This is a genomic window from Williamsia sp. M5A3_1d (assembly GCF_053345315.1).
In genome coordinates this window covers 457,611-481,012 of sequence record NZ_JBKEZX010000001.1, presented here as the reverse complement: position 1 = coordinate 481,012, position 23,402 = coordinate 457,611, and the positions used below count along the sequence as shown (strand labels likewise).

Sequence of the window (23,402 nt, the reverse complement as noted above, 5' to 3'; positions counted from 1 at the left end):
CGTGCGAGAACCGCTGTCCTGCTGTCACTCTCGGGGTTGATGATCGCAGTCACCGCCGCGTGTGGACTGGCGTCGGGCAGTACGCCGCCGTTCACCGTGCGGTCGGGCTCCATCACGCCGGTACCGGCGCTGGAAGGGGTGAAGGTGACGGTCGGCTCGAAGGAGTTCACCGAACAGGTGATCCTCGGCTACATCATCGAATTCGCCCTGATGGCCGCCGGCGCCGATGTCCGCGACCTCACCAGCATCGTGGGATCGCGGTCGACGCGCGATTCGCAGATCGAGGGTCAGGTCGACGTCACCTACGAATACACCGGCACCGGGTGGATCAACTACCTCGGCAACGAGAAGCCGATCCCCGACGAGCGCAAGCAGTTCGAGGCCGTGCGCGACGAGGACCTCAAGGAGAACGGCCTGGTCTGGACCGCGCCGGCGCCGCTGAACAACACCTACGCGCTCGCGACCAGCAAGACCGTCGCCGAGCGGACCGGGGTGAAGACCCTCAGCGACTACGCCGCGCTGGTCAACCGTGATCCGGGCGCCGCGGCCACATGCCTGGAGACCGAGTTCCGTTCACGCCAGGACGGTTTCCCGGGCATGGCCCGGGCCTACGGGTTCCCGGTCACCAAGGCACCGGTCTCGATCCTGCAGGGCGGCATCATCTATCAGGCGACCGCCGATGCGAAGCAGTGTCCGTTCGGCGAGGTGTTCACCACCGACGGTCGCATCAAGGCCCTCGGTCTGCAGTTGCTCACCGACGACAAGCGGTTCTTCCCGAACTACAACGCGGCGATCGTGATGCGCAAGGCGTTCGCGCGGGATCATCCGGACATCGAGAAGGTGATGACCCCGGTCTCGGACAAGCTCACCACCGACACCATCACGAACCTGAACCTCAAGGTCGACGTCGACGGTCAGGAACCGGCGGTCGTCGCGCGGGACTGGATGATCGCCGAAGGCTTCGTCACACCCTGACGCGGTGACGACGCGACGAGGTCGATGCGGACCGTGAGCAGGTCCGCGCCGAGCAGTCGTACGTTCATCGCGTTGAACGCGCGCAACGGGTTGCGGCCGACGATCCGGCGCTGGCGGGCGATCGGGTCGTCGTGGGGGAGCACGGTGGCGACACCGTCGACCCAGATGTGTCGCCATCCACGACGCACGCGTACCCGTACGCGGGGCTCGGCCACCATGTTGCGCACGTAGTTCGCCCGCGTGCCGTGTTCGGCGATCACCCACAGGACACCGTCGCGGAACCCGGTGCCCACCGGGGTGCGACGACGTCGTCCGCTGACCCGGCCCGTCGTCTCCAGGACCACCAGTCCGAGCGGGTTGAGGCCGACGATCATGAGGATTCGCACAGCGGGGTTGATCACCAGACGCTGCGCGACACGTACCGCGGCCACCTTGCCGCCCGGCCACACCAGCGTCGACACCGCGAGTGCGATGAAGACCGCCGACTGCACCGCGGCCGACAGCCAGCCGCTACCGGGATCGATCACCCACGGGATCCAGGACAGCGCCAGCGCACCGCACACCGCGGAGACCAGACCTCGAGCGCGTTCGGGCATACATCTGTATGGGTTCATACAGATGTATGTTCCTCGGTATGGGTGAGAAGTCAACCCCCGACGCCGCGGCGGCGATCGTCGAGGCGACGCTGCGGGTGGTCACCGATCGCGGTCTCGACCGGGTGACGGTCCGCGAGGTGGCGGCCGAGGCGTCGGTGGCCATCGGCACCGTGCAGCACTGGTTCCGCACGAAGGACGACCTGATCGTCGCCGCGTTCACCGCGGTGGTGTCGGGCATCCGCGCCCGGGTCGACGCGGTGGAACTCGGCGACGACGTGCGGGGCGACGTCATCACCGCACTCACCCAGCTCCTCCCCCTCGACGACCGGCGCCGCGATGAGGCACGGGTGCAGCTCGCGTTCGCCGCCCGGGCCGCGGTCACGCCCGCCCTCGCCGCCCTGCAGCGCGAGGTCCTCGGCGAGGTCCGCTCGTCGCTGACGCAGGCATTCGTCCGTGCCGGCGTCACCGACCGGCAACGCTGCGCGGATGCGGCGTCGTCGGTGCTCGCCCTGGTCGACGGTCTGGCGATGCACACGGTCAGTTCCGGCGTCCGCCCCGGAGCCGCGGATCAGGTCCGCATGGTCACCCTCGTGGTCGACGCGCTGCTGGCGCACGAGGACTGACGCTCAGAGGTCGAACGAGGCGTGCATCTCCCAGAAGAGGATCTCCGCGCCGGTGACCGCGCGCACCGTCGTCGCGGGTTCGCCGACCGAGCGGACGGCGTCTCCCGCCACCAGCGGTGTCGAGGACCCGCCCAGTGGTCCGATCTCGCCGCGCGCGACGAACAGGTGCCCGAACGGGGCCGCGGGGAGTTCGACGGTGGTGCCGGCGCGGAGTCGCGCGATGTGCAGGGCGACGAAGCGGTTGCCGATGTCGAGTGCGTCGGTGTCGCGGTGCCCGGGCCGTCCCGACACCACCGTCACCAGCTCACCCGAGGCCAGTGCGTCGGTGAAGTCGCGCTCGGCGTAGCTCGGTTCGCGTCCGTCGGCGTCGGGTGGCAGCCACATCTGCACCACGTGGGCGGTGATGTCGTCGTGCCGCGACGACGCGTTGCGCTCACTGTGGGTGATGCCGCGCCCGGCCGACATCCGCTGCACCAGCCCCGGTCGGATGAGACCGCAGTTCCCGTCGGAGTCGCGGTGTTCGATCGTCCCCTCGAGAACCCAGGTCACGATCTCGACGTTGCGGTGCCGATGGGTGTCGAAGCCGCCGCCGGCGTCGACGATGTCCTCGTTGTGGACCATCAACACCCCGTGGGCACCGGCCTCGAGGTCGAAGTTCCCGGTTGCCGGGAACGACTGCATCGACGTCAACCACGAGTCGTCCCATCGATGGCGACCCGCGCCGGGTAACACCTCGACCGTCATCTGCGACCTCCTGCACACAGCTGATGCCGCTCGGGGCACCATGTCTGTATATGGTGCGCCCGTGCGACCGACACCATCTCGGTCGGGGCCGACGGCCCCGTGGGGGCGGGGGCGCACCGCTCGGTGAGGAGAGAAGAAGATGACCGCAGTACTGGCGACCGCCCCGACCACCGCACACGTCCGCATGCTCGGGCTCGGCGTCTACCGTCCCCGGCGCGTGGTGCCCAACTCCGAGATCGTCGACGCGATCGACTCCAGCGACGAATGGATCCAGAGCCGTTCGGGGATCAAGACCCGCGGGTTCGCCGCCGAGGACGAGACCATCATCAGCATGAGTCTCGCCGCGGCGCGCAAGGCCATCGCCGCCGCCGGCATCGATCCGCACGAGATCGGGTGCGTCGTGCTCGCTACCTCGAGCCAGATGGTGCTCGGTCCCTCGGCGGGCGCGGTGATCGCCACCGAGCTGGGCCTCGACAACTGCGCCGCCTACGACGTCTCCGCCGGCTGTGCCGGCTTCTGCTACTCGCTCGCGAGCGCGACCGGACTCGTCCGGTCGGGCGTCGCGCGCTACGCACTGGTGATCGGCGTCGAGCGCCTCACCGATCTCCTCGACCCCACCGACCGCGGCTGTGCCTTCATCTTCGCCGACGGGGCCGGTGCGGCGATCATCGGCGTCGCCGACACCGAGGGCATCGGTCCGGTGTCGTGGGGATCCGACGGCAGCCAGACGGCGGCGATCAAGCAGGACAAGGACTTCCAGACATACTTCCGCGAGGTCGCGGAGGCCGAGAAGGTGGGCGGCACCAGTGAACGTCCGTACATCCGCATGCAGGGTTCGGCGGTGTTCCGCTGGGCCATCACCTTCCTCGAGAAGGCGTGCCGCGACGCCCTCGACAATGCCGGGGTCTCGGTCGAGGACATCGACGTGTTCGTCCCGCACCAGGCCAACAGCCGCATCACCGAGGCTTTGGTGAAGGTGCTCGGTTTCGGCGAGAACACCGTGGTCGCCAACGACATCCGGCAGACCGGCAACACCAGCGCCGCATCGATCCCGATGGCGATGGAGGAGGTGCTGCGCTCCGGTGCCGCCCAGCCCGGTCAGACGGCGCTGCTGATGGGCTTCGGTGCCGGCCTCGCCTACGCCGGCCAGGTCGTGACGCTGCCGCCGATCGCGGACTGACCCCGCCCACGGCGGGAACGGTCACCCAGTGGGTTTCGACGTCACCGAGTACACGACGGTCCTCATCACGTTGATCGTGATCATGGACCCTCCCGGGCAGATCCCCATCTTCCTGTCGCTGGTCGGGCATCAGTCGCCGGTCGACCGTCATCGCGCGGCGTGGCAGGCGCCGGCGGTGAGCCTGCTGGTGATCAGCACGTTCGCCCTCGGCGGCAAGTTCATCCTCGCCTACCTGCACATCGGCGTCCCCGCACTGCAGGGTGCGGGCGGCCTGCTGTTGCTGTTGGTGGCGTTGCAACTGCTCACCGGTGGCGGCGCATCGCAGCCGACCGCGTCCGACGGCGTGAACGTCGCACTGGTCCCGCTGGGGACACCGCTGCTGGCCGGTCCCGGCGCGATCGCCGCGGTCATCGTCGCGGTGAGTCAGGCCTCCGGCGAGGGCTCGGGAAACGGCGCGGCCTACCTGGCGATCGCCGCCGCCATCGTCACCGTGCACGTCGTGATCGCGGTGGTGTTGCGGTTCTCGACCGTTCTCATCCGCATCCTCGGCGTCGGCGGCGTCACCCTGCTGGCCAAGATCGCCGGTCTGCTGCTCGCCGCCATCGCGGTGCAGCTCATCGCCAACTCGGTGATCGGGTTCGTCGACTCGCGATGAGGGCACGCCCGAGGTGGCCAGAGACGAACAGGGCCCCCGCCGGAGCGGGGACCCTGTCGTGTGTGGGTGGGCGAAGGGGGACTTGAACCCCCACGTCCCGAAGGACACTGGCACCTGAAGCCAGCGCGTCTGCCATTCCGCCACTCGCCCGTGGCTCGTCCGACATGCAAGCAAACGGACTGGAAGAAGATAGCACGCAGGGAGGTGGCGGATTAAATCGCTGCTCGGGACATACTTTCACCCGATCGGAGGACACCGAGCCCTGTGACGGACGGGGCTGGTGGGGACGCGATGGCACGAATGCCCTGGATGATAGCTATCATCAAACGGCGTACGGGGCACGGCGACACGCTGATGCGAGCGAAGGGAGGCCCCCGGTATGGGGATTCTGCAGAGAATCGAACGCAAGCTCGAAGGCGCTGTCGACGACGGCTTCGCCCGCGTCTTCGGCGGCAAGGTGGCCCCTCAGGAGGTCGAAGGCGCACTACAGCGCGAGGCCGAGGACTCCCTCGAGAACCTCGGCGACGGTGGCAAGCTCGCGCCCAACAGCTACACGGTGGTCGTCAGTTCCACCGACCACGAGCAGATGGCCTCCGAGTACGAGCTGAACCGGAAGACGTTCTCGAAGCATCTCGAGCATTTCATCCGCGACAACGGCTGGCAGACCTACGGTGATGTGATCGTCGAGTTCGAACACTCGCCGTCGCTGCACACCGGACAGTTCCGGGCACGCGGTGCGATCGACCCCGACGCCGTCCCGAAGCCGGTCGGGTCGCGGCAGGCCACCCCTGCCCCGCCCGCACCACCGCGCCCATCCGTAGGCCACCCCCCGACCGCAGAACCAGGAGCATTCCCGATGACCCAGAACTCAGGACACGACCCGCGCCGGGGATACGACCAGGGGGATCGGGAGCCGGGTCGCGATCGTCCCGGTCCCGACCAGGGCGGATACGCGCAGCCCGAGTACGGCACCGGAGGCTACGACCAGTCCGGATACGACGACCGGGGCTACGGACAACCGGGGCACGGCTACGAGCAGGGCGGCTACCCGCCGGCCGCCGATTACGGCGACCCCCGGCATCCCGCCGCCGGTGCTCCCGCCGGTTACGACCGCGCCCCCGGCTACGACCAGGGCGCCTACCGCACCGGTGGCGGCTACCAGCAGGGCGGCTACGGCCAGGCCGGCGGATACGACCAGGCCGGCTACGACCAGGGGCCGGCAGGCAACGACCGCGGCTACCAGCAGGCCGACGCCGGGTACTACGCCGACGCCGACTACCGCGACGCGGGATACCAGCAGGGCGGATACGACCAGGGCGGCTACGCACCCCGTGGCGGCGGTGCGTACCAGGGTGGTTACGACCAGGGCGCCTACGACCAGGGCAACTACCAGCCCGCCGGCTACGAGCAGGGGTACGGGGCGGCGACCGCGGCCCCGGCCTACGCCCCCACCGGCGTCACGTTGTGCCTCGAGGACGGCAGCAACCGCACCTTCTCGCTGCGCGACGGTTCGAACGTGATCGGTCGTGGCCAGGACGCCCAGTTCCGCCTGCCCGACACCGGCGTCTCGCGTCGCCACGTCGAGATCCGATGGGACGGCCAGGTCGCGCTGCTGCACGACCTCAACTCCACCAACGGCACCACCGTCAACGACGTCGCCGTGAGCAGCTGGGAACTCGCCGACGGCGACCACATCCGGGTGGGCCATTCCGACATCACCGTCCGCTTCCAGTGACCCCCGCGCCCTAGGCGCTGGTCGGGTGCATCGCCGACGGCAAGCGATGCCAACCTGACACATACAGATACCGATTCACTCGCACCCTGCCCATAGGATGTGAGTCCATGGTCGGTGCGCGCCGATGTCACGGGTCGGGACATGCGCGGCCGACCCGACATGTCCCCACGACGTCGCATCCGGAGGTGAACCGCTGTGCAGGGCATCGTGCTGCAACTGACCCGCATCGGGTTCCTCCTGCTGCTGTGGTTCTTCGTGTGGGCCGTGCTGCGGACCCTGCGCCATGACGTCTACGCCGCGACCGGCCAGCGGCCCGTCCCGCGCTACGAGCGCAAGGGTCGCCGTGCGGGCGGGGCCGCCCGGCCGAAGGGTGCCGCGCGCTACCTCGTGGTCACCCACGGAGCCCTGGCGAACACGCGCATCACCCTGGGCACCCAACCGGTGCTGATCGGCCGCGCGGCCGATTCGACGCTGGTGCTCACCGACGACTACGCCTCCGAACGACATGCGCGCATCTCGCGCCGCGGCGACGACTGGTACGTGGAGGACCTGGGTTCGACCAACGGCACCTACCTCGATCGCGGCAAGGTGACGACGGCGGTGAAGGTCCCCCTCGCCACGCCGGTGCGTATCGGCAAGACCGTGATCGAGTTGCGCCCGTGACGCTGGTGTTGCGCTACATCGCCCGCAGTGATCGCGGACTGGTCCGATCGAACAACGAGGACTCGGTCTACGCCGGCGCGCGCCTGCTCGCCCTGGCCGACGGGATGGGTGGCCACGCGGCGGGCGAGGTCGCGAGCCAGTTGGTGATCGAGGCGCTGCAGCCCCTCGACGACGACGAGCCCGGTGGCGATCTGCTCGGCAAACTCGACAACGCCATCCGCAGCGGCAACGCCGCCATCGCCGACCAGGTGGTGAAGTCGCCGGAACTCGACGGGATGGGCACCACGCTCACCGCGATCCTGTTCGCCGGCAACCGGCTCGCGCTGTGCCACATCGGCGACTCCCGCGGCTACCTCCTGCGCGACGGCGAACTCAACCAGATCACCCGGGACGACACCTTCGTGCAGACGCTGGTGGAGGAAGGGCGCATCACCGCCGAGCAGGCGCACACACATCCGCAGCGGTCCCTCATCATGCGAGCGCTCACCGGCACCGAGGTCGAGCCGACGCTGACGATCCGTGAGGCGCGCGCAGGCGACCGGTACCTGCTGTGCTCCGACGGACTGTCCGACGTCGTCACCGAGGAGACCATCGCCGACACCCTGCGTTCGGTGGCCGATCACCGCGACTGCGCCGACCGACTCATCGAGCTCGCACTGCGCGGCGGCGGCCCCGACAACGTGACCGTGGTGGTGGCCGACGTCGCCGATGTCGACTACGGCGACCACCGCCCGATCCGAGCGGGTGCCGCGGGCGACGACGACGACGAGTACACCCCCGACCCGACCACCGCGGCCGGTCGTGCGGCGGCGCTGCGCCCGCCGCGGGAGGCCCCGGCGCGTCCCACCGTCGAACCCGAGCCGGTCGCGACCCGACGTCCACGGCGGCGCTGGTTGTTCGCCGCGGCCGCGATCACCCTGATCGTCCTCGTGATCGCCGGCGGCTTCGTCGCCCGATCGGTGATCCGCTCGAACTACTACGTCGGTGAGAGCGACGGCAACGTGGTGCTCTACCGCGGCATGCAGGGCTCGGTGCTCGGGTTCTCACTGAACTCGGTGAGCCTGTCGGCGTGCGTGAGCGACATCCGCGCGGAGACACCGACCATCACCTTCACCGACGCCGGTGACTCCTCGTGCACGAAACTGCCGGTGACCGATCTTTCGCAGCCGAGCCAGAACACGGTCCGCGCGAGCAAGCCGAGCGTGCCGCTCGACGAGGCGAAGCAGAACGTGTCGTTGCTGTCGCTCCTGCCCCTGTGCGGTACATCGACGTTCGGCGGCGGCTCCGGCTCGGCGACGGTGCCGACGACCACCGGCGCCCCGACCACCACCACCCCGGGTTCGAGCGTCCCGCCGCCGGTGACCCCGACCGGTTCCCCCGCCCCTGCGCCCGGCGCGCCGGTGAGCTCCGCTCCGCCGACCACCACGATCGACACGAGCAGTGATCGCTTCGACGACAGTGGCCGCAAGGTCTGTCGGGGGCACTGATGTCAGCCGAAGCCGTCACCCAGACCCCGACGTCGGGTCCGATCCGCCGTCCCACCGGGCGCAACACCGAGCTCATGCTGCTCGGTGCGGCCGCGGTGGTGGTGTTCGCCGCGATGATCAACGTCGAGGCGGCACAGGAGCAACAACTCACCACCGACCTGCTGAAGTATGCGGGCGCGTTCATCGGACTGTTCGGCTTCGCGCACCTGGTGATCCGCCGCTACGCGCCGTACGCCGATCCGCTGATCCTGCCGCTCGTCGCGGTGATCAACGGCCTGGGCCTGGTCCTGATCCACCGCCTCGACCTCGGTTCGGGCCGCAACGGCGAGACCGCCGAGGCGACCGACGTCACCAACAACGCCGACCAGCAGGTGCTGTGGGCCGGTCTCGGCGTCGTCGCGTTCGCGGCGATCCTCATCTTCGTCCGCGACCACCGCACCCTGTCGCGCTACAGCTACATCCTCGGTCTCGGCGGTCTGATCTTCCTGGCGATCCCGGTGATCCTCCCGGCGTCGCTGTCGGAGATCAACGGCTCGAAGAACTGGATCCGCACACCGCTGTTCAACATCCAGCCCGGTGAGTTCTCGAAGATCCTCATCATCATCTTCACGGCGTCGCTGCTCGTGTCCAAGCGCGAGCTGTTCACCACCGCAGGCAAGCACTTCCTCGGCATGGACCTGCCCCGCGCCCGCGACATGGGTCCGCTGCTCGCCGCGTGGATCGTGACGATCGGGATCTTCGCGCTCGCCAACGATCTCGGCGGACCACTGCTCATCTTCTCGACCATCCTCGCGCTGCTCTATGTCGCGACCGAACGCGCCGGATGGGTGATCATCGGTGTCGCCCTGTTCGCCGTCGGCGCGGTGCTCGCCTACGAGCTGTTCCCCCACCTGCAGGTGCGCGTGCAGGTGTGGCAGGACCCGTTCAGCGACTTCTACGGCACCGGGTATCAGGTGGGCCAGGGACTCTTCGGGCTCGCGACCGGCGGCCTGTTCGGCACCGGTCTGGGCTCGGGACGGCCCAACATCGTGCCCTTCGCCAACACCGACTTCATCATCGCGACCATCGGCGAGGAACTCGGTCTGGTCGGACTGGCCGGCATCCTCGGGCTCTACCTGATCCTCGTGGTGCGCGGACTGCGCACCGGGATCACCGTGCGTGACAGCTTCGGCAAACTGCTGGCCACCGGGTTGTCGTTCTCGATGGCCGTGCAGCTGTTCGTCGTCGTCGGTGGCGTCACCAAGTTGATCCCGCTGACCGGCCTCACGACGCCGTTCATGTCGTACGGCGGATCGTCGCTGCTGGCCAACTATGTGCTGGTGGCGCTGCTGATCCGGGTGTCGAACGCCGCGCGGGAACCCGATCCGACCAAGAAGAAGCAGACGCCGGTGGCGCTGGCCCAGACGCAGGTGGTGAAGCGCGCGTGAACATCCCGATCCGTCGCGTCGTCATCGCCGTCATGGTGATGGTCGTCGCCCTGCTGGCCAACGCCACCTACATCCAGGTGTTCAAGGCCGACAACCTCAAGGCCGATCCGCGCAACCAGCGTGTGCTGCTCGACGAGTACTCGCGGCAGCGCGGGCAGATCACCGCCGGCCAGGAGGTCATCGCGCAGTCGGTCCCCACCAGCGACCGCCTCAAGTACCTGCGGGCGTACCCGGGCAAGTACGCCGCCGCGTTCGCACCGGTCACCGGCTTCTACTCGTTCCAGTACGGCAGCGCGGGCATCGAGCAGAGCTACGACTCGCTGCTCAACGGCAACGACGACCGCTTGTTCGGGCAGCGGTTCCTCGACATGTTCTCCGGCCGGGACCCGCGCGGCGGCAACGTGGTGACCACCGTGGTCCCGCGTCTGCAGAAGGTGGCCTACGACGCGATGAACGCCGGCTGTTCGGGTGGCTGCCGGGGATCGGTCGTCGCGATCGCGCCCAGCACCGGCGCCATCCTCGCGATGGTCTCGACACCGTCCTACGACCCGAACAAGCTCACGAGTCACGACGCGACCGTCCGCGAGACGAGCTGGGACGCCTGGAATCCCGAGAACCCCAGCGAGACAGCACAGCCCATGCTCAACCGTGCCATCAACCAGACCTACCCCCCGGGGTCGACGTTCAAGGTGGTCACCACGGCGGCGGCCCTGGGTCAGGGCGTGAACCCCGACAACACCCGCCTCACGGCGAACAGCTCGATCACCCTGCCCGACACCGTGACCCCGCTGACGAACTACGCGGGTGAGACGTGCCCGGGGTCCAGCGGCGGTGAGGTCACGCTGCGCCAGGCGTTCCAGTACTCCTGCAACACGGCGTTCGTGCAGTTGGCCACCGAGCGCCTGTCGAACCCGATCGCCACGGTGAAGTCGACGGCGAACCGTTTCGGCCTCGACGCCGACACCCCGGATGTGCCGATGTCGGTGTCGGATTCGACCACCGGACCGATCGACGACCTCGCGGCCCTGGGGCAGAGCGCCATCGGTCAGCGCGACGTGCGGATGACACCGCTCGAGAACGCGATGATCGCGGCGACCGTCGCCAACGGGGGCGTGCGGATGCAGCCCTACCTGGTGGACAAGCTGCAGGGCCCCGACCTCAAGACGCTGTACACCACGGCGCCGACCTCGATCAACGAGCCGATCTCGGCGCAGACGGCGGCGACGCTGACGAGCCTGATGGTCGACTCCGAACGCAACACCACCGGTTCGGGCGGCCCGGTCACCATCGCCTCGAAGACCGGCACCGCCGAGCACTCGGCGACGTCGGAGGCCGCCGACACCCCCTATGCCTGGTACATCGCCTTCGGGCCGTCGAGCAACGCCCAGATCGCCGTCGCGGTCATCGTCGAGAACGGTGATCGCGGTGTGCAGTCGACCGGTGGTTCGTCGGCCGCACCCATCGGTCGTGCCGTGATCAACGCGATGGTGGGTGGCGCGCAATGAGTCTCTATGACAGGGGGACCCGATGAGTCTGCAGAGTGGAACCACCATCGCCGATCGCTACCGGCTGATGCGACTGATCGCCACCGGTGGCATGGGTCAGGTGTGGGAGGGTCTCGACACCCGTCTCGACCGTCGGGTCGCGGTGAAGGTGCTCAAGTCGGAGTTCTCCGACGACGCAGAGTTCCTGCGCCGCTTCCGGATCGAGGCGCAGACCACCGCGCGACTGCACAACCCCGGTATCGCCAGCATCTTCGACTACGGCGAGACCCCGGACCGTTCGGGTGGACCGGCGCTGGCGTATCTGGTGATGGAGCTCGTCAACGGTGAGCCGCTCAACGCGGTCCTCGCACGAATGGGTCGTCTGTCGCTGACCAACACCCTCGACATGCTCGAGCAGACCGGTCGTGCGCTCAACGCCGCGCATCTCGCGGGGCTCGTCCACCGTGATGTGAAGCCCGGCAACATCCTGATCACCCCGACCGGTCAGGTGAAGATCACCGACTTCGGCATCGCGAAAGCGGTCGACGCCGCGCCGGTCACCCAGACCGGCATGGTGATGGGCACCGCGCAGTACATCTCGCCCGAGCAGGCCCTCGGCGAGGACGCCACGTCGTCGTCGGACGTCTACTCGCTGGGTGTCGTGGGCTACGAGGCGATCTCGGGTCGACGACCGTTTCTGGGCGACGGCGCGATCACCGTGGCGATGAAGCACATCCGCGAGACCGCTCCACCCCTGCCCGCCGACCTGCCCGGCGGTATCCGCGAACTGATCGCCATCACCATGGCGAAGGATCCGCAGCAGCGCTACGCCAACGGCGGCGAGTTCGCCGACGCCGTGGCCGCAGTACGGGCCGGGCGTCGTCCCCCGCCACCGCGCGCCGGTGCCGTGGTGGCCGCGCCGCCGCCGCACACCCGCGAGATGTCGGCACCCATCCCGCGTCCCGCCGGCCCGCCGCCGCCGACGGCCACCTCGCGGCGTCCGATCCCCGCCGCGCCGGCCCCCGACAACAGCAGCTGGACCGGCGGGCAGAAGGCGCTCGCCGCGGTCGCGGTGCTGTTGCTGCTCGCGGCACTGGGTCTCGTCGGGTACTGGCTCGCCACCAACGACAGTGGCAGCGGCCCCACGCCGGCACCGTCGTCCACGTCGGTGGTCACGACCACCGAGGAGACCACCCCGGAACCCACCACCACCACCGACGAGACCACCACGACCACGACGACGACCACCACGACCACGCCTGAGCCCACCACCACGACCCCGGAGACGACCACCACCACGACCGCGCCGGGTGGACTGCTGCCCGACCTCGGTTCGCTGATCCCCGGGCTGGGACAGAACTATCGTGGCGGTCAGACCCCGGACGGGCTCGATCGCAACGCGCCCGCGGAGAGGTGACCGATGTCGACTCCCCGCCACCTGTCCGACCGCTACGAGCTCGGTGAGACGCTGGGCTTCGGTGGTATGTCGGAGGTGCACGGCGCCCGCGATCTGCGTCTGCACCGCGACGTGGCGATCAAGGTGCTGCGTGCCGATCTCGCGCGCGACCCCAGCTTCTATCTCCGGTTCCGGCGGGAGGCGCAGAACGCCGCCGCGCTGAACCATCCGACGATCGTGTCGGTGTTCGACACCGGCGAGGCCGACACCCCCGAGGGCCCCATCCCCTACATCGTGATGGAGTACGTCGACGGCGAGACTCTGCGCGACGTGTTGCGCGCCCAGGGCCACGTGTCGCCGCGGCAGGCAATGACCTGGATGGCCGATGTCGCTGCGGCACTGGATTTCTCGCACCAGAACGGCATCGTGCACCGGGACATGAAGCCGGCGAACGTGATGATCGACAAGTCGGGTGCGGTGAAGGTGATGGACTTCGGCATCGCGCGTGCGATGTCGGACGCCAGCAGCGCGATGACCCAGACGTCGGCGGTCATCGGCACCGCCCAGTACCTCTCGCCCGAGCAGGCCCGCGGCGAGAGCGTCGACGCCCGCAGCGACGTCTACTCCATGGGGTGTGTGCTGTTCGAACTGCTCACTGGCGAGCCGCCGTTCACCGGCGACTCCCCCGTCGCGGTCGCCTACCAACACGTGCGCGAGGACCCGCCGGTCCCGTCGAGTATCCGCCGCGAGATCCCGCCGCAGCTCGACTCGGTGATCCTCAAGGCGATGAGCAAGAACCCCGCCAACCGCTACCAGTCGGCGGGCGAGATGCGGTCGGACCTGATGAAGGTGCTCGCCGGCGGCCGGCCCAGTGCGCCGATGTTGCTCTCCGACGAGGACAAGACCGGCGTCATCGAGCAGATGCCCCGGGCCCGCTCCACGCGGGTGGGGCCCACCTCCCATCGTCGACCCGACCCCGTCGACGACGACCGTCGTCGCAGCGCGATGCCGAAGATCCTCGCCATCGGCGCCGCGGTGGTCGCCGCCATCGTCCTGGTGGCGCTGCTGCTGACCCGACCGTGGGCCGATTCGACCGCCGACCAGGTCGCCATCCCCGCCGTCACCTCGATGTCGGCCGCCGAAGCACGTTCGACGCTGGAAGGTCTCGGGTTCCGGGTGAACCAGCTCCAGGAGTCGAGCAACGACGTCGCGTCGGGTAGCCCGACCCGGACCGCACCGTCCGAGGGCGTACGCGCCGACAAGAACTCGTCGGTGACCCTGTACATCTCGACTGGCCCGGTGCGCCAGGACCTCCCCGATCTCACCGGCAAGACGTACGACGATGCGCGCAAGGCACTGTCGGACCTCGGGTTCACCGATGTCCGGCCGGGCAACGTCGCGTCGACGAACCAGCTCCGCGGCAAGGTCGCCGGGCTGTCACCCGCGGTCGGTACCTCGCAGGCGGTCAACACCCCCGTCACCGTGCAGATCGGCACCGGACCGCGCCGCGTGTCGGTCCCGACGCTGACCGGCCAGACCTCCGACCAGGCGTCGGAGACCCTCGACGCGGCCAAGCTGAAGGCGCAGATCACCCAGGCCGATTCCGATCAGCCCGCGGGCACCGTGCTCTCCAGCAGCCCCGCGTCGGGGACACAGGTCGACGAGGGCAGCACCGTGACGGTGACCGTCTCACGCGGAAACCAGTTCCGGATGCCCGACCTGACCGGCAAGACCGTGCAGCAGGCCATCGACACGTTGACCGCGGCGGGCTGGCGCGACACCACCCTCAACCAGACGCCACGCAACGTCGGGCTCGGCTCACCCGACGCGAACCGCGTCATCTCCCAGCAGCCCGCGGCGAACTCGTTGATCAACACCACCGGGGCGATCAACGTCGTCGTCGGTCAGGCGAGCCTGCTGCCCGGCTGACCCGCGCGCTGTCTCAGGCGTTCACGGCAGCGGCCGCGGTCTCCTCGAGACGCGACACCAGTGCCTCGTCGATCTCGAAACCGCTCAGCCGCAACCAGTTCGCGAGCATCCGGTGCCCGCCCTGGGTCAGCACGCTCTCGGGATGGAACTGCACCCCGTGCATCGGTAGATCCCGATGGGCCATCGCCATCACGATCCCGGTCTCGGTGCGGCCGGTGACGACGAGTTCGTCGGGGATCGTCTCCGGCACCACGGTGAGCGAGTGGTAGCGGGTCGCGATGAACGGGTCGGGAAGTCCCGCGAGCACACCGCTCGCGTCGTGGAACACCGTCGAGGTCTTGCCGTGCAGCAGTTCGGGAGCACGATCGACCGTTGCCCCGAAACTCGCGCCGATCGCCTGATGTCCCAGACACACCCCGAGCAGCGGCGTCGCGGTGCGCGCGGCCACGGCGACGAGCGGCATGGTGGCGCCCGCGCGCTGTGGCGTGCCGGGACCCGGGCTGAGCAGGATGGCGTCGAACTGCTCGGAGACGGCGTCGAGATCGGACAATCGCGCGTCGTCGTTGCGCCAGACCTCCGCGCTCACGCCCAGCTGGCCCAGGTATTGCACGAGGTTGTAGACGAAGCTGTCGTAGTTGTCCACAACCAATACCGAGGGGACCAATACCGACGGGCCCGAACCCGTCGCGCCACCGTTCTGAGTGCTCACGCAGCCACGCTACCGCCGCAGGCGGCTCCGTCTCACATCGGTTTCTCGCCGTGATCGGTCCGAAACCGCCGGTGGGATACCGTGGGGACACCTGTCCGCGAGCACCACCGATCCCCTTCGAGTCGCCCCAGCAGTCACCCGTGAGGGTGCCGGCCGACCGAGGTTTCACAGCGAGGAAGACATGCCGAAGTCCAAAGTCCGGAAGAAGACCGATTACACCATCAACCCGGCGAGTCGTACGCCGGTCAAGGTGAAGGCCGGTCCCTCGAGCCAGATCTATGTGACCGCGATGCTCGGTCTCATGCTGATCGGGCTGGCCTGGCTGATCGTGTTCTACCTCGCGGCCACCCCGTCCAGCTACGGCGGCGAGGGGCAGATCCTGCACTGGATGTCCGACCTCGGTGCGTGGAACTTCCTCATCGGCTTCGGGTTCATGATCACCGGGCTCCTCATGACGATGAAGTGGAGATGACGTCGTAGCCTTTTTGCTCCCCAACCTGGGGAATGACATGTGTGTAATTCATCCACATTGGGGATAGAGGCTGTGGACAACTCGGCGTCATGGGCCACACCTGTGCCCGTGGGCTGCGCCCTGACCGTCGGCGGAGTGGTGCTGCTCGCCGCGGCCGCGCTGTCCGGATCCGACCCCGCGGGCCTGGTCATCATGGGTGTCGCCGGTCTGTTGCTGATCGGGCTCGGCGCATCGTCGCTGCTGATCCGGCCGCGCCTCGCCGCGACGCGGGAATCGCTCACCATCCGTACCGTGACCGGGCGCCACACCTATCCGCGGGAGTCGATAGACCGGATCCGCGTGGTCAGCTACCCGCGTCTGGGGCGCCGCGTACCCAACCTGGAGATCGACGTGGTCGGCGAGCCGACGGGTGACGGGTTGGACGAGAAGCTCGTGATCCTCGGCCGGTGGGAACTGGGTGCGGCACCGGTCGACGTCGCCGACGCGCTGGCCGATCTGGGCCACGACGTCACCGACAGCAAAGATCTGCGGTACCGCCCCGGGGACGACGAGCGGTAGCTCAGACGGCCGCGACGGCGACGGCGCTGATCGCGATGGCCAGCAGCGTGAGCGCGATGATCGATGTCCACCCGACGCGGCTCGCGGCGGCTGCGGTGCGTCGGCCCTCGGGCAGCACCCATTTCGGCGCCACCAGCACACCCGTCGTCGCGGCGGCACCGAAGGCGAGGCCCCCGAGGTGCGCCCACAGTGAGATGTTGGGTATCGACAGCGAGATCACGATGTTGATGGCGATCAACGCGACTACCTGACCGGCGGGCAGTTTCGCGCGCAGCACGGCCACCAGCAGGCCGCCCATCACGCCGTAGATGGCACCGGAGGCGCCCGCGGTCGCGGCGTCGGGCGAGAACAGCGACACCGCCGCACTACCGCCGAACAGCGCGGTCACATAGATGCCGAGAAAGCGCTTCGACCCGACCGCCATCTCCAGGTCGCGACCGAGGATGTAGAGGGTCAGCATGTTGAGACCCACGTGGATCACCGAGAAATGCAGGAAACCCGAGGTGAACAGGCGCCAGTACTCGCCCTGTTCGACCAACGGGCCGAAGAGGACGCCGTCGAAGAAGACGCGCGACGTCCCGGGCCCCACGTTGGAGGCGCTGTGCGCCTGGGCCGCGGTGAGAACGAAGATGAGGAGGTTGATCACGATCAACCCGTAGGTGACCAACGGGCGGGTCGCGCCCATCATGCGGGCTACGGGGACGCTCCCGCCGGCCTGGCGCACGCAGTCGACGCAGTGCTGCCCGACGGCCGCAGGGGTCAGGCACTCCGGACACGCCGGACGCCCGCACCGGCTGCAGGCGAGACCTGTCGGCCGGTCGGGGTGACGGACACAGACCGCCGCCGGGGGTTGATACCCCGGCGGCGGTGGGTACTGGTTCAGCTGATCTCGATCTTCTCGATGATGACGTCGTCGAGCGGCTTGTCACGACGGTCGGTCGGGAGGGTCGCGATCTTGTCGACGACGGCCTGCGAGTCCTTGTCGGCGACGACACCGAAGATGGTGTGCTTGCGGTTCAGGTGTGGCGTCTTGGTGACGGTGATGAAGAACTGCGAGCCGTTGGTGCCCGGGCCGGCGTTCGCCATGGCCAGCAGGTACGGCTGGTCGAAGGACAGCTCGGGGTGGAACTCGTCGCCGAACTGGTAGCCGGGGCCCCCGGTACCGGTGCCGGTCGGGTCGCCGCCCTGCAGCATGAAGCCGTCGATCACGCGGTGGAAGATCGCACCGTCGTAGAACGGGCCGCTGTCGCCGCCCGAGGCGTTCGGCTGGCTGTAGTCCTTGCTGCCGGTGGCCAGACCGGTGAAGTTCTCGACGGTCTTCGGCGCGTGGTTGCCGAAGAGGTCGATGACGATGTCGCCCTGGTTCGTGTGCAGGGTCGCGGTCGCGGTTTTCTGTGGTGTGCTCACCCCTCCATGGTGCCACCCGACCCCGTGTCGGCGTGCCGCGGTTCGCACACGCCTGGCAGGGTGGACCCACATGGTGTCCGCATCTGCGGGCGACGACGGATGTCGGCGACACGTCGACAGGAAGAGGTGGCTGCCGTGATCGGTACCGCACATGGCCGAGAGAAGGGTCTCGCGCAGGGCGCGGGCGGCTCGCAGCACCCGGTGCGTTCGGCGGTCGGCTCGGCCGCGTTGGGGTATGTAGCCCCCTGGTCGACCCCGGTGCGGATGATCACCTCTCGCCTCCTCGCCCGTCGCGCGGTCAAGAAGGGCTCCACGCCGAAGGGCTCAGGCGTTCCGTCGATCCCACGGATCTCGGCTCCGTCGTTGCCGTCGGTCCCGAAGCCGAGCCTGCCGTCGGTGCGCAAGCCCGACAGTCCGTCACGTCGCGCGCGCACCGGCCTCATCGTGCTCGGCATCGCCGTGGTGGCCGGCGGCGGCGCCGCTGCCGCCGCCCTGCGGTCGGGGCGTCGCACGCCGCCGCCGGTGGCCGCGCACCCACCGCGGGTGGAGGACGTCCCCACGTCGCCCGGCAACGGCTCCGCCCCCGCCGAGTAGTTTGTAGGCGTGCATCCACAGGACGGGCGTCACGACAACGGTCACGCCGACGCCGGGCGGTTCGACCCTCGGCGTACGGCGTCGCCGAACCAGCCCGACGCTCGACGCGGAGATCAGCGGCCGCCCACCGGCCCCCAACACCGTCAGGCTCCCCCGCCCGGCGTCGGTCGGCCGGGTCCGGCTCACGGCGCCCCGGTTCGTCGGCCGCCCCGTCCGGATCAGGCCCGGCCCGAACAGCGCCCGTCGTTCGACCGAGACGGGTCGCAGACCCGCGCGCAGCCGCCCGGTGTGCTGAGCGGCCCCGGGGCGACCGCGAATGCCGCGTATTCGATGATGTCCGAACGTCGTCCGGCTGAGCCGTCCTCCGGTCCCCACCCCTCCGAGGCACAGACAGAAGTCCATGATCCCTACCGTCCCGCAGAGTTCAGCGACACCGGAGCCGAGCAGGAGCCGGAGGCGATGAGCGCCGCACCCCGCAACTCGACCAACAAGCTGTCCGTCGTCGCGCTGATCCTGTCGTTCCTGGGGATCACGTCGGTGTTCGGTGTCATCTGCGCGTACGTGTCTCGCAGGCAGATCCGTGAGAGCAAGGAACAGGGCTCGTCGCTGGCGACCGCGGCGCTGTGGATCGGATGGTTCTACATCTTCGCCGCGGTGCTGTGCCTGGTGGTGTACTTCGCCATCGCCGGCCAGGGTTCGTGACGCGCGGCGTGCGTGGAAGTGGTTGTGGAGCCTAGGAGATTCGAACTCCTGACATCTGCCTTGCAAAGGCAGCGCTCTACCAACTGAGCTAAGGCCCCGTGCCAGATCGCTCTAGCGGGTGGGGAGGGAATGCCACACGATCGTGTTCCGCTTCGACTCGGTGACGAGCCCGACGACGACCGCCGACACCAGCCCGACCACCACGAAAACGACCTTGACCACGTGGGCCTAGGAGGACTTGAACCTCCGACCTCTTCGTTATCAGCGAAGCGCTCTAACCGCCTGAGCTATAGGCCCGTGAACCTCGGAAAGATTACCGACTGACCGCGTCAGAAACAAAACCGGCTCTGTTCAGTCGCGGTCGGCCAGGGTGATCTCCACACCGCCCACGAGGTCGGCGCTCATGTTGTAGATGAACGCGCCCACCGTGGTCAGGGCGGTGAACACCACGACGTATACCGCGCCGATGAGCGCGGCGATGCCGAACACACCTCCCGCGGTGATCTGGAACGAGGTGTCGGCGGTGGTGTCGCTTGACACCAGCGTCCCGAACGAGCTGTTGACCTGGTCCCAGACGCCCATGCCGTCGAGGATCACGTAGAGGACGCCGATCGCGATCATCCAGATCAGGAAGAGAGCGATCGCGAGCACCGACGAGATCTTGAACGTCGACCACGGATCGACCCGCCGGAGTTGGACGGCCGCACGCAACGGGCCACGGGGACCCGGGGCCACCGACTCCACCGACCGGAACGCCGCCGACGACTGCGAGGCCTGTGCGGTGGGCGCCGCGGTCGGGTGATGGATCGCGTCGAGATCGGGCAGATCCTCGGGAATGTCGCTGCGGTCGATGTTGCGGGTGGGTCCGTCGATCACCTTGCCGGCCAACGAGTTCCGACCCCGGCCGGCCTGTCCCTGTCCCGACTGGCCCACGTTGCCCTGCGCATCGAGCTTGGAGATCGGTGCCCGCGCGGTCTGCGCGGCCGAGTCCTGACCGGGGGGCTTGGGTGCGGCGGTCCCCGTCACCAACGGCCGGTACGGCTTCGGGTTCGTCGTCTGCTGGGTGCCCGGGGCCTGCGCGGCCGCCGGCGACGGGTCGGAGCGGTTCGGTTGCACCGGACCACCGGTCGGCGGCAGTTGCGAACCGACACGTTGCCACGGCGGCTTGCCGCCGGCACCGGTACCGGACGACGGACGCAGTGCGTCGGCGTCCGGTGTCCCCTGCGCGGGACGTGGGTCACCTGCCGCGTTGCTGCTCTCGGGGTCCCTGCCGTTCGCCTCGCCCTGCGGTCGGTCGACCACCGACGCCCCGGGGCGCCCGGGGTTGCGCGACCACTCACCGGTGGAGGTACCGCGATCGTCGGGCGTGCGATCGCCGTGGGGGCCACCGGCCTGCGTCGGAGACGCACCTTGTCGAGAGTCGGACCCCGTGCGCTGTCCGTCGGGCTCGTTGGGTGTGGTCACCTGGATTCCTTCACCTCGTGTGTGCGGTGGGCGTGTCTACCGATGGAGACGATGTCCCCGCGCTATCGCCCGTCGGACGCGCCGTCGATCTCATCGGGCTCGTCGGCGTTGCGGGCGATTGCCAAGAGCGTAGTTCCTTCATCGAGGTTCATCAGGCGGACGCCCTTGGTCTGACGACCGGCCTTGCGCACCTGCTTCGCCAGCGTACGGATCACGCCACCGCCCGAGGTGATGGCGTAGACCTCGCTGTTGTCGTCGACGATGAGCGCGCCGACCAGCTCGCCGCGTCTGCGGTCGTACTGGATGGTGAGCACGCCCTTGCCGCCGCGACCCTGCACCGGGTAGTCGTCCATCGCCGTGCGCTTGGCGTAACCGCCGGCCGTCGCCACCAGCAGATAGGTCCCCTCGACGACCACGTTGAGCGACAGCAGCTGGTCGTCGTCGTTGAACCGCATGCCCTGCACGCCGGAGGTCTGGCGACCCATCGGGCGCAGCGCCTCGTCGGTGGCGCTGAACCGGATCGACTGGCCCTTCGTCGACACGAGCAGGAGGTCGTCGGACGAACTGCACAGTTGCGCCCCGACGAGTTCGTCCTCGCCGCGCAGGTTCACCGCGATGATGCCGCCGGAACGGCTCGAGTCGAAGTCGACGAGACGCGACTTCTTCACGAGGCCGCCGCGCGTCGCGAGGACGAGGTAGGGCGCGTCCTCGTAGCTCTTGATCTGGATGACCTGTGCGATGCGTTCCTCGGGCTGGAAGGCCAGCAGGTTCGCCACGTGCTGTCCGCGGGCCGTCCGGTTGGCCTCGGGCAACTCGTAGGCCTTGGCCCGGTAGACCCGGCCCTTGGTGGTGAAGAACAGGATCCAGTCGTGGGTGGAACACACGAAGAAGTGCCGGACGATGTCGTCCTGCTTGAGACCCGCGCCCTGGACACCCTTGCCGCCACGGCGCTGGCTCCGGTAGAGGTCGGTCTTGGTGCGCTTGGCGTAGCCGGTCTCGGTGATGGTGACCACCACGTCCTCGCGGGCGATGAGATCCTCGTCGGTCACGTCGCCGTCGGCGGCGATGATCCGCGTGCGGCGCTCGTCGCCGAACTTGTCGACGACCTCGGTCAGCTCGTCACGCACGATCGCGCGCTGGCGTTCGGGTTTGGCGAGGATGTCGAGGTAGTCGGCGATCTCGAGCTCGATGGCCGCGAGATCATCGATGATCCGCTGGCGTTCGAGCGCCGACAGACGGCGTAGCTGCATCGCGAGGATGGCGTCGGCCTGGATCTCGTCGATGTCGAGCAGCGTGATGAGGCCGGCACGCGCCTCCTCGGTGTTCGGCGAGCGGCGGATCAGCGCGATGACGTCGTCGAGGGCGTCGAGGGCCTTGACCAGACCGCGCAGGATGTGGGCCCGCTCCTCGGCCTTGCGCAACCGGTAACGCGTGCGTCGGATGATGACGTCGAGCTGATGGGCCACGTAGAAGCGGATCATCTGGTCGAGGCGGAGCGTGCGCGGGACACCGTCGACGATCGACAGCATGTTGGCGCCGAAACTGGTCTGCAGCTGGCTGTGCTTGTAGAGGTTGTTCAGCACGACCTTCGCGACTGCGTCGCGCTTGAGGGTGATGACGATCCGCATGCCCACGCGATCGGAGGAATGGTCCTCGATCTTGCTGATGCCCTTGAGCTTGCCGTCGTTGACCTGCTCCTTGATCGACTGGTTCATACGATCCGGGTTGACCTGATACGGCAGCTCGGTGATGACCAATGTCGTTGCGCCGGTGCTCGATTCCTGCACATCGACCACACCGCGCATGCGGATGCTGCCGCGGCCGGTGGTGTAGGCGTCGATGATGCCCTGCGAGCCGACGATGAGGCCCGCGGTCGGGAAGTCGGGTCCCTTGATGCGTTCCATGCATGCAGCGAGGGTCGTCTCCTCGTCGGCCTCGTGGTTGTCGAGCGCCCAGAACACGGCGTCGGCCACCTCGGTGAGGTTGTGCGGGGGCATGTTCGTGGCCATACCCACCGCGATGCCTCCCGACCCATTGATCAACAGGTTCGGGATCCGGCTCGGGAGCACCGTCGGCTCCATGGTCTTGCCGTCGTAGTTCGGCGTGAAATCGACTGTCTCCTCGTCGATGTCGCGCAACATCTCCATCGCGAGCGGCGTGAGTCGTGCCTCGGTGTACCGCATGGCGGCCGCACCGTCGTCGCCGCGCGAACCGAAGTTGCCCTGCCCGTCGATCAGCGGGTACCGCATCGACCACGGCTGCGCGAGGCGCACCAGTGCGTCGTAGATCGCGGTGTCGCCGTGCGGATGGTAGTTACCCATCGTCTCGGCAACGGGTTTCGCGCACTTGACGTAGCTGCGGTCCGGGCGGAAGCCGGCGTCGCCCATCGCGTAGAGCAGGCGGCGGTGCACCGGCTTGAGGCCGTCGCGCACCTCGGGCAGCGCGCGGCCGACGATCACGCTCATGGCGTAGTCGATGTAGCTCCGCTGCATCTCCTGCTGGATGTCGACCGGTTCGACGCGGTCGCCGCCGGAGCTGTCGGTGGTGCCGCCCGGCGGCAGGGTGGTGTCAGTCATCGGATCACTTTCGTTGTACTCCCGGC

General features: G+C 68.6%; 22 protein-coding genes and 3 tRNA genes. 15 read left to right on the top strand and 10 right to left on the bottom strand.

What is annotated here, in order from left to right:
* Positions 1 to 39: 39 nt before the first annotated feature.
* On the top strand, positions 40 to 975 hold the full coding sequence (locus tag ACLBW1_RS02425; RefSeq protein ID WP_447809878.1) for a glycine betaine ABC transporter substrate-binding protein: 936 nt from the start codon (positions 40 to 42) through the stop codon (positions 973 to 975).
* Here ACLBW1_RS02425 and ACLBW1_RS02420 read toward each other — a convergent pair.
* Positions 915 to 1,589, bottom strand: a complete 675-nt coding sequence (locus tag ACLBW1_RS02420; protein WP_447809877.1) for a nitroreductase/quinone reductase family protein — start codon at positions 1,587 to 1,589, stop codon at positions 915 to 917. The genes ACLBW1_RS02425 and ACLBW1_RS02420 overlap by 61 nt on opposite strands.
* 20 nt (positions 1,590 to 1,609) lie before the next feature.
* On the opposite strand from ACLBW1_RS02420, the gene ACLBW1_RS02415 reads away from it, so the two are divergent.
* Positions 1,610 to 2,194: a TetR/AcrR family transcriptional regulator gene (locus tag ACLBW1_RS02415; protein ID WP_447809876.1), complete on the top strand. Its 585-nt coding sequence runs from the start codon at positions 1,610 to 1,612 to the stop codon at positions 2,192 to 2,194.
* Between the two features lie 3 nt (positions 2,195 to 2,197).
* Here the strand turns inward: ACLBW1_RS02415 and ACLBW1_RS02410 are convergent, their stop codons facing one another.
* Positions 2,198 to 2,938 carry a pirin family protein gene (locus ACLBW1_RS02410; RefSeq protein ID WP_447809874.1) on the bottom strand — a complete coding sequence of 247 codons (741 nt, stop codon included), beginning with the start codon at positions 2,936 to 2,938 and terminating at the stop codon, positions 2,198 to 2,200.
* A gap of 139 nt (positions 2,939 to 3,077) precedes the next feature.
* Between ACLBW1_RS02410 and fabH the strand changes: the two genes are divergently transcribed.
* Positions 3,078 to 4,118, top strand: a complete 1,041-nt coding sequence (fabH, locus tag ACLBW1_RS02405) for a beta-ketoacyl-ACP synthase III (RefSeq protein ID WP_447809873.1) — start codon at positions 3,078 to 3,080, stop codon at positions 4,116 to 4,118.
* Positions 4,119 to 4,146: 28 nt separating this feature from the next.
* Positions 4,147 to 4,773 (top strand): MarC family protein, encoded by a 627-nt coding sequence (locus tag ACLBW1_RS02400; RefSeq protein ID WP_447809872.1) that lies wholly within the window; start codon positions 4,147 to 4,149, stop codon positions 4,771 to 4,773.
* Positions 4,774 to 4,840: 67 nt separating this feature from the next.
* On the opposite strand, the gene ACLBW1_RS02395 is transcribed toward ACLBW1_RS02400, so the two are convergent.
* Positions 4,841 to 4,923: transfer RNA gene (locus ACLBW1_RS02395), tRNA-Leu, on the bottom strand.
* A 229-nt stretch (positions 4,924 to 5,152) separates the two neighbouring features.
* On the opposite strand from ACLBW1_RS02395, the gene ACLBW1_RS02390 reads away from it, so the two are divergent.
* The 7 genes from ACLBW1_RS02390 (at position 5,153) to pknB (ending at position 14,894) form a co-directional block, all read left to right on the top strand.
* A complete protein-coding gene (locus tag ACLBW1_RS02390; protein WP_447809870.1) occupies positions 5,153 to 6,508 on the top strand; it encodes a DUF3662 and FHA domain-containing protein in 1,356 nt (451 codons plus the stop codon).
* Positions 6,509 to 6,703: 195 nt separating this feature from the next.
* Entirely contained in the window at positions 6,704 to 7,171 is a 468-nt protein-coding gene (locus ACLBW1_RS02385) for an FHA domain-containing protein FhaB/FipA (RefSeq protein WP_447809868.1), read from the top strand.
* Positions 7,168 to 8,658 carry a protein phosphatase 2C domain-containing protein gene (locus ACLBW1_RS02380; RefSeq protein WP_447809866.1) on the top strand — a complete coding sequence of 497 codons (1,491 nt, stop codon included), beginning with the start codon at positions 7,168 to 7,170 and terminating at the stop codon, positions 8,656 to 8,658. The genes ACLBW1_RS02385 and ACLBW1_RS02380 overlap by 4 nt, the downstream gene beginning before the upstream one ends.
* Positions 8,658 to 10,085: an FtsW/RodA/SpoVE family cell cycle protein gene (locus tag ACLBW1_RS02375; protein WP_447809865.1), complete on the top strand. Its 1,428-nt coding sequence runs from the start codon at positions 8,658 to 8,660 to the stop codon at positions 10,083 to 10,085. The genes ACLBW1_RS02380 and ACLBW1_RS02375 overlap by 1 nt, the downstream gene beginning before the upstream one ends.
* Positions 10,082 to 11,590, top strand: a complete 1,509-nt coding sequence (locus ACLBW1_RS02370; protein WP_447809863.1) for a penicillin-binding transpeptidase domain-containing protein — start codon at positions 10,082 to 10,084, stop codon at positions 11,588 to 11,590. The genes ACLBW1_RS02375 and ACLBW1_RS02370 overlap by 4 nt, the downstream gene beginning before the upstream one ends.
* 22 nt (positions 11,591 to 11,612) lie before the next feature.
* Positions 11,613 to 12,986, top strand: a complete 1,374-nt coding sequence (locus ACLBW1_RS02365; protein WP_447809862.1) for a serine/threonine-protein kinase — start codon at positions 11,613 to 11,615, stop codon at positions 12,984 to 12,986.
* 3 nt (positions 12,987 to 12,989) lie between these two features.
* Positions 12,990 to 14,894, top strand: a complete 1,905-nt coding sequence (pknB, locus tag ACLBW1_RS02360; RefSeq protein WP_447809861.1) for a Stk1 family PASTA domain-containing Ser/Thr kinase — start codon at positions 12,990 to 12,992, stop codon at positions 14,892 to 14,894.
* Positions 14,895 to 14,907: 13 nt separating this feature from the next.
* On the opposite strand, the gene ACLBW1_RS02355 is transcribed toward pknB, so the two are convergent.
* Positions 14,908 to 15,603 carry an aminodeoxychorismate/anthranilate synthase component II gene (locus ACLBW1_RS02355; protein ID WP_447809860.1) on the bottom strand — a complete coding sequence of 232 codons (696 nt, stop codon included), beginning with the start codon at positions 15,601 to 15,603 and terminating at the stop codon, positions 14,908 to 14,910.
* A 181-nt stretch (positions 15,604 to 15,784) separates the two neighbouring features.
* On the opposite strand from ACLBW1_RS02355, the gene crgA reads away from it, so the two are divergent.
* On the top strand, positions 15,785 to 16,075 hold the full coding sequence (gene crgA / locus ACLBW1_RS02350; RefSeq protein ID WP_447809859.1) for a cell division protein CrgA: 291 nt from the start codon (positions 15,785 to 15,787) through the stop codon (positions 16,073 to 16,075).
* A gap of 108 nt (positions 16,076 to 16,183) precedes the next feature.
* Positions 16,184 to 16,633, top strand: a complete 450-nt coding sequence (locus ACLBW1_RS02345) for a PH domain-containing protein (protein WP_447809858.1) — start codon at positions 16,184 to 16,186, stop codon at positions 16,631 to 16,633.
* Between the two features lies 1 nt (position 16,634).
* Here ACLBW1_RS02345 and ACLBW1_RS02340 read toward each other — a convergent pair whose 3' ends face one another.
* On the bottom strand, positions 16,635 to 17,321 hold the full coding sequence (locus ACLBW1_RS02340; protein ID WP_447809857.1) for a rhomboid family intramembrane serine protease: 687 nt from the start codon (positions 17,319 to 17,321) through the stop codon (positions 16,635 to 16,637).
* Positions 17,322 to 17,512: 191 nt separating this feature from the next.
* Complete coding sequence (locus ACLBW1_RS02335; protein ID WP_447809856.1) at positions 17,513 to 18,040, bottom strand: peptidylprolyl isomerase; 528 nt, start codon at positions 18,038 to 18,040, stop codon at positions 17,513 to 17,515.
* 135 nt (positions 18,041 to 18,175) lie between these two features.
* On the opposite strand from ACLBW1_RS02335, the gene ACLBW1_RS02330 reads away from it, so the two are divergent.
* Both ACLBW1_RS02330 and ACLBW1_RS02325 read left to right on the top strand, forming a co-directional pair.
* The gene (locus ACLBW1_RS02330) at positions 18,176 to 18,634 is read left to right on the top strand and encodes a hypothetical protein (protein WP_447809855.1); all 459 of its coding nucleotides are present in this window, start codon (positions 18,176 to 18,178) and stop codon (positions 18,632 to 18,634) included.
* Between the two features lie 459 nt (positions 18,635 to 19,093).
* Positions 19,094 to 19,336 (top strand): DUF4190 domain-containing protein, encoded by a 243-nt coding sequence (locus tag ACLBW1_RS02325; protein WP_447809854.1) that lies wholly within the window; start codon positions 19,094 to 19,096, stop codon positions 19,334 to 19,336.
* 25 nt (positions 19,337 to 19,361) lie between these two features.
* Here ACLBW1_RS02325 and ACLBW1_RS02320 read toward each other — a convergent pair.
* From ACLBW1_RS02320 to gyrA, 4 genes are all read right to left on the bottom strand, one after another.
* Positions 19,362 to 19,434: transfer RNA gene (locus ACLBW1_RS02320), tRNA-Ala, on the bottom strand.
* Between the two features lie 125 nt (positions 19,435 to 19,559).
* Positions 19,560 to 19,633 (bottom strand) — tRNA-Ile (locus ACLBW1_RS02315).
* A 54-nt stretch (positions 19,634 to 19,687) separates the two neighbouring features.
* Entirely contained in the window at positions 19,688 to 20,800 is a 1,113-nt protein-coding gene (locus ACLBW1_RS02310) for a DUF3566 domain-containing protein (RefSeq protein WP_447809853.1), read from the bottom strand.
* Between the two features lie 62 nt (positions 20,801 to 20,862).
* Positions 20,863 to 23,376, bottom strand: a complete 2,514-nt coding sequence (gyrA, locus tag ACLBW1_RS02305; RefSeq protein ID WP_447809852.1) for a DNA gyrase subunit A — start codon at positions 23,374 to 23,376, stop codon at positions 20,863 to 20,865.
* Positions 23,377 to 23,402: the final 26 nt, after the last annotated feature.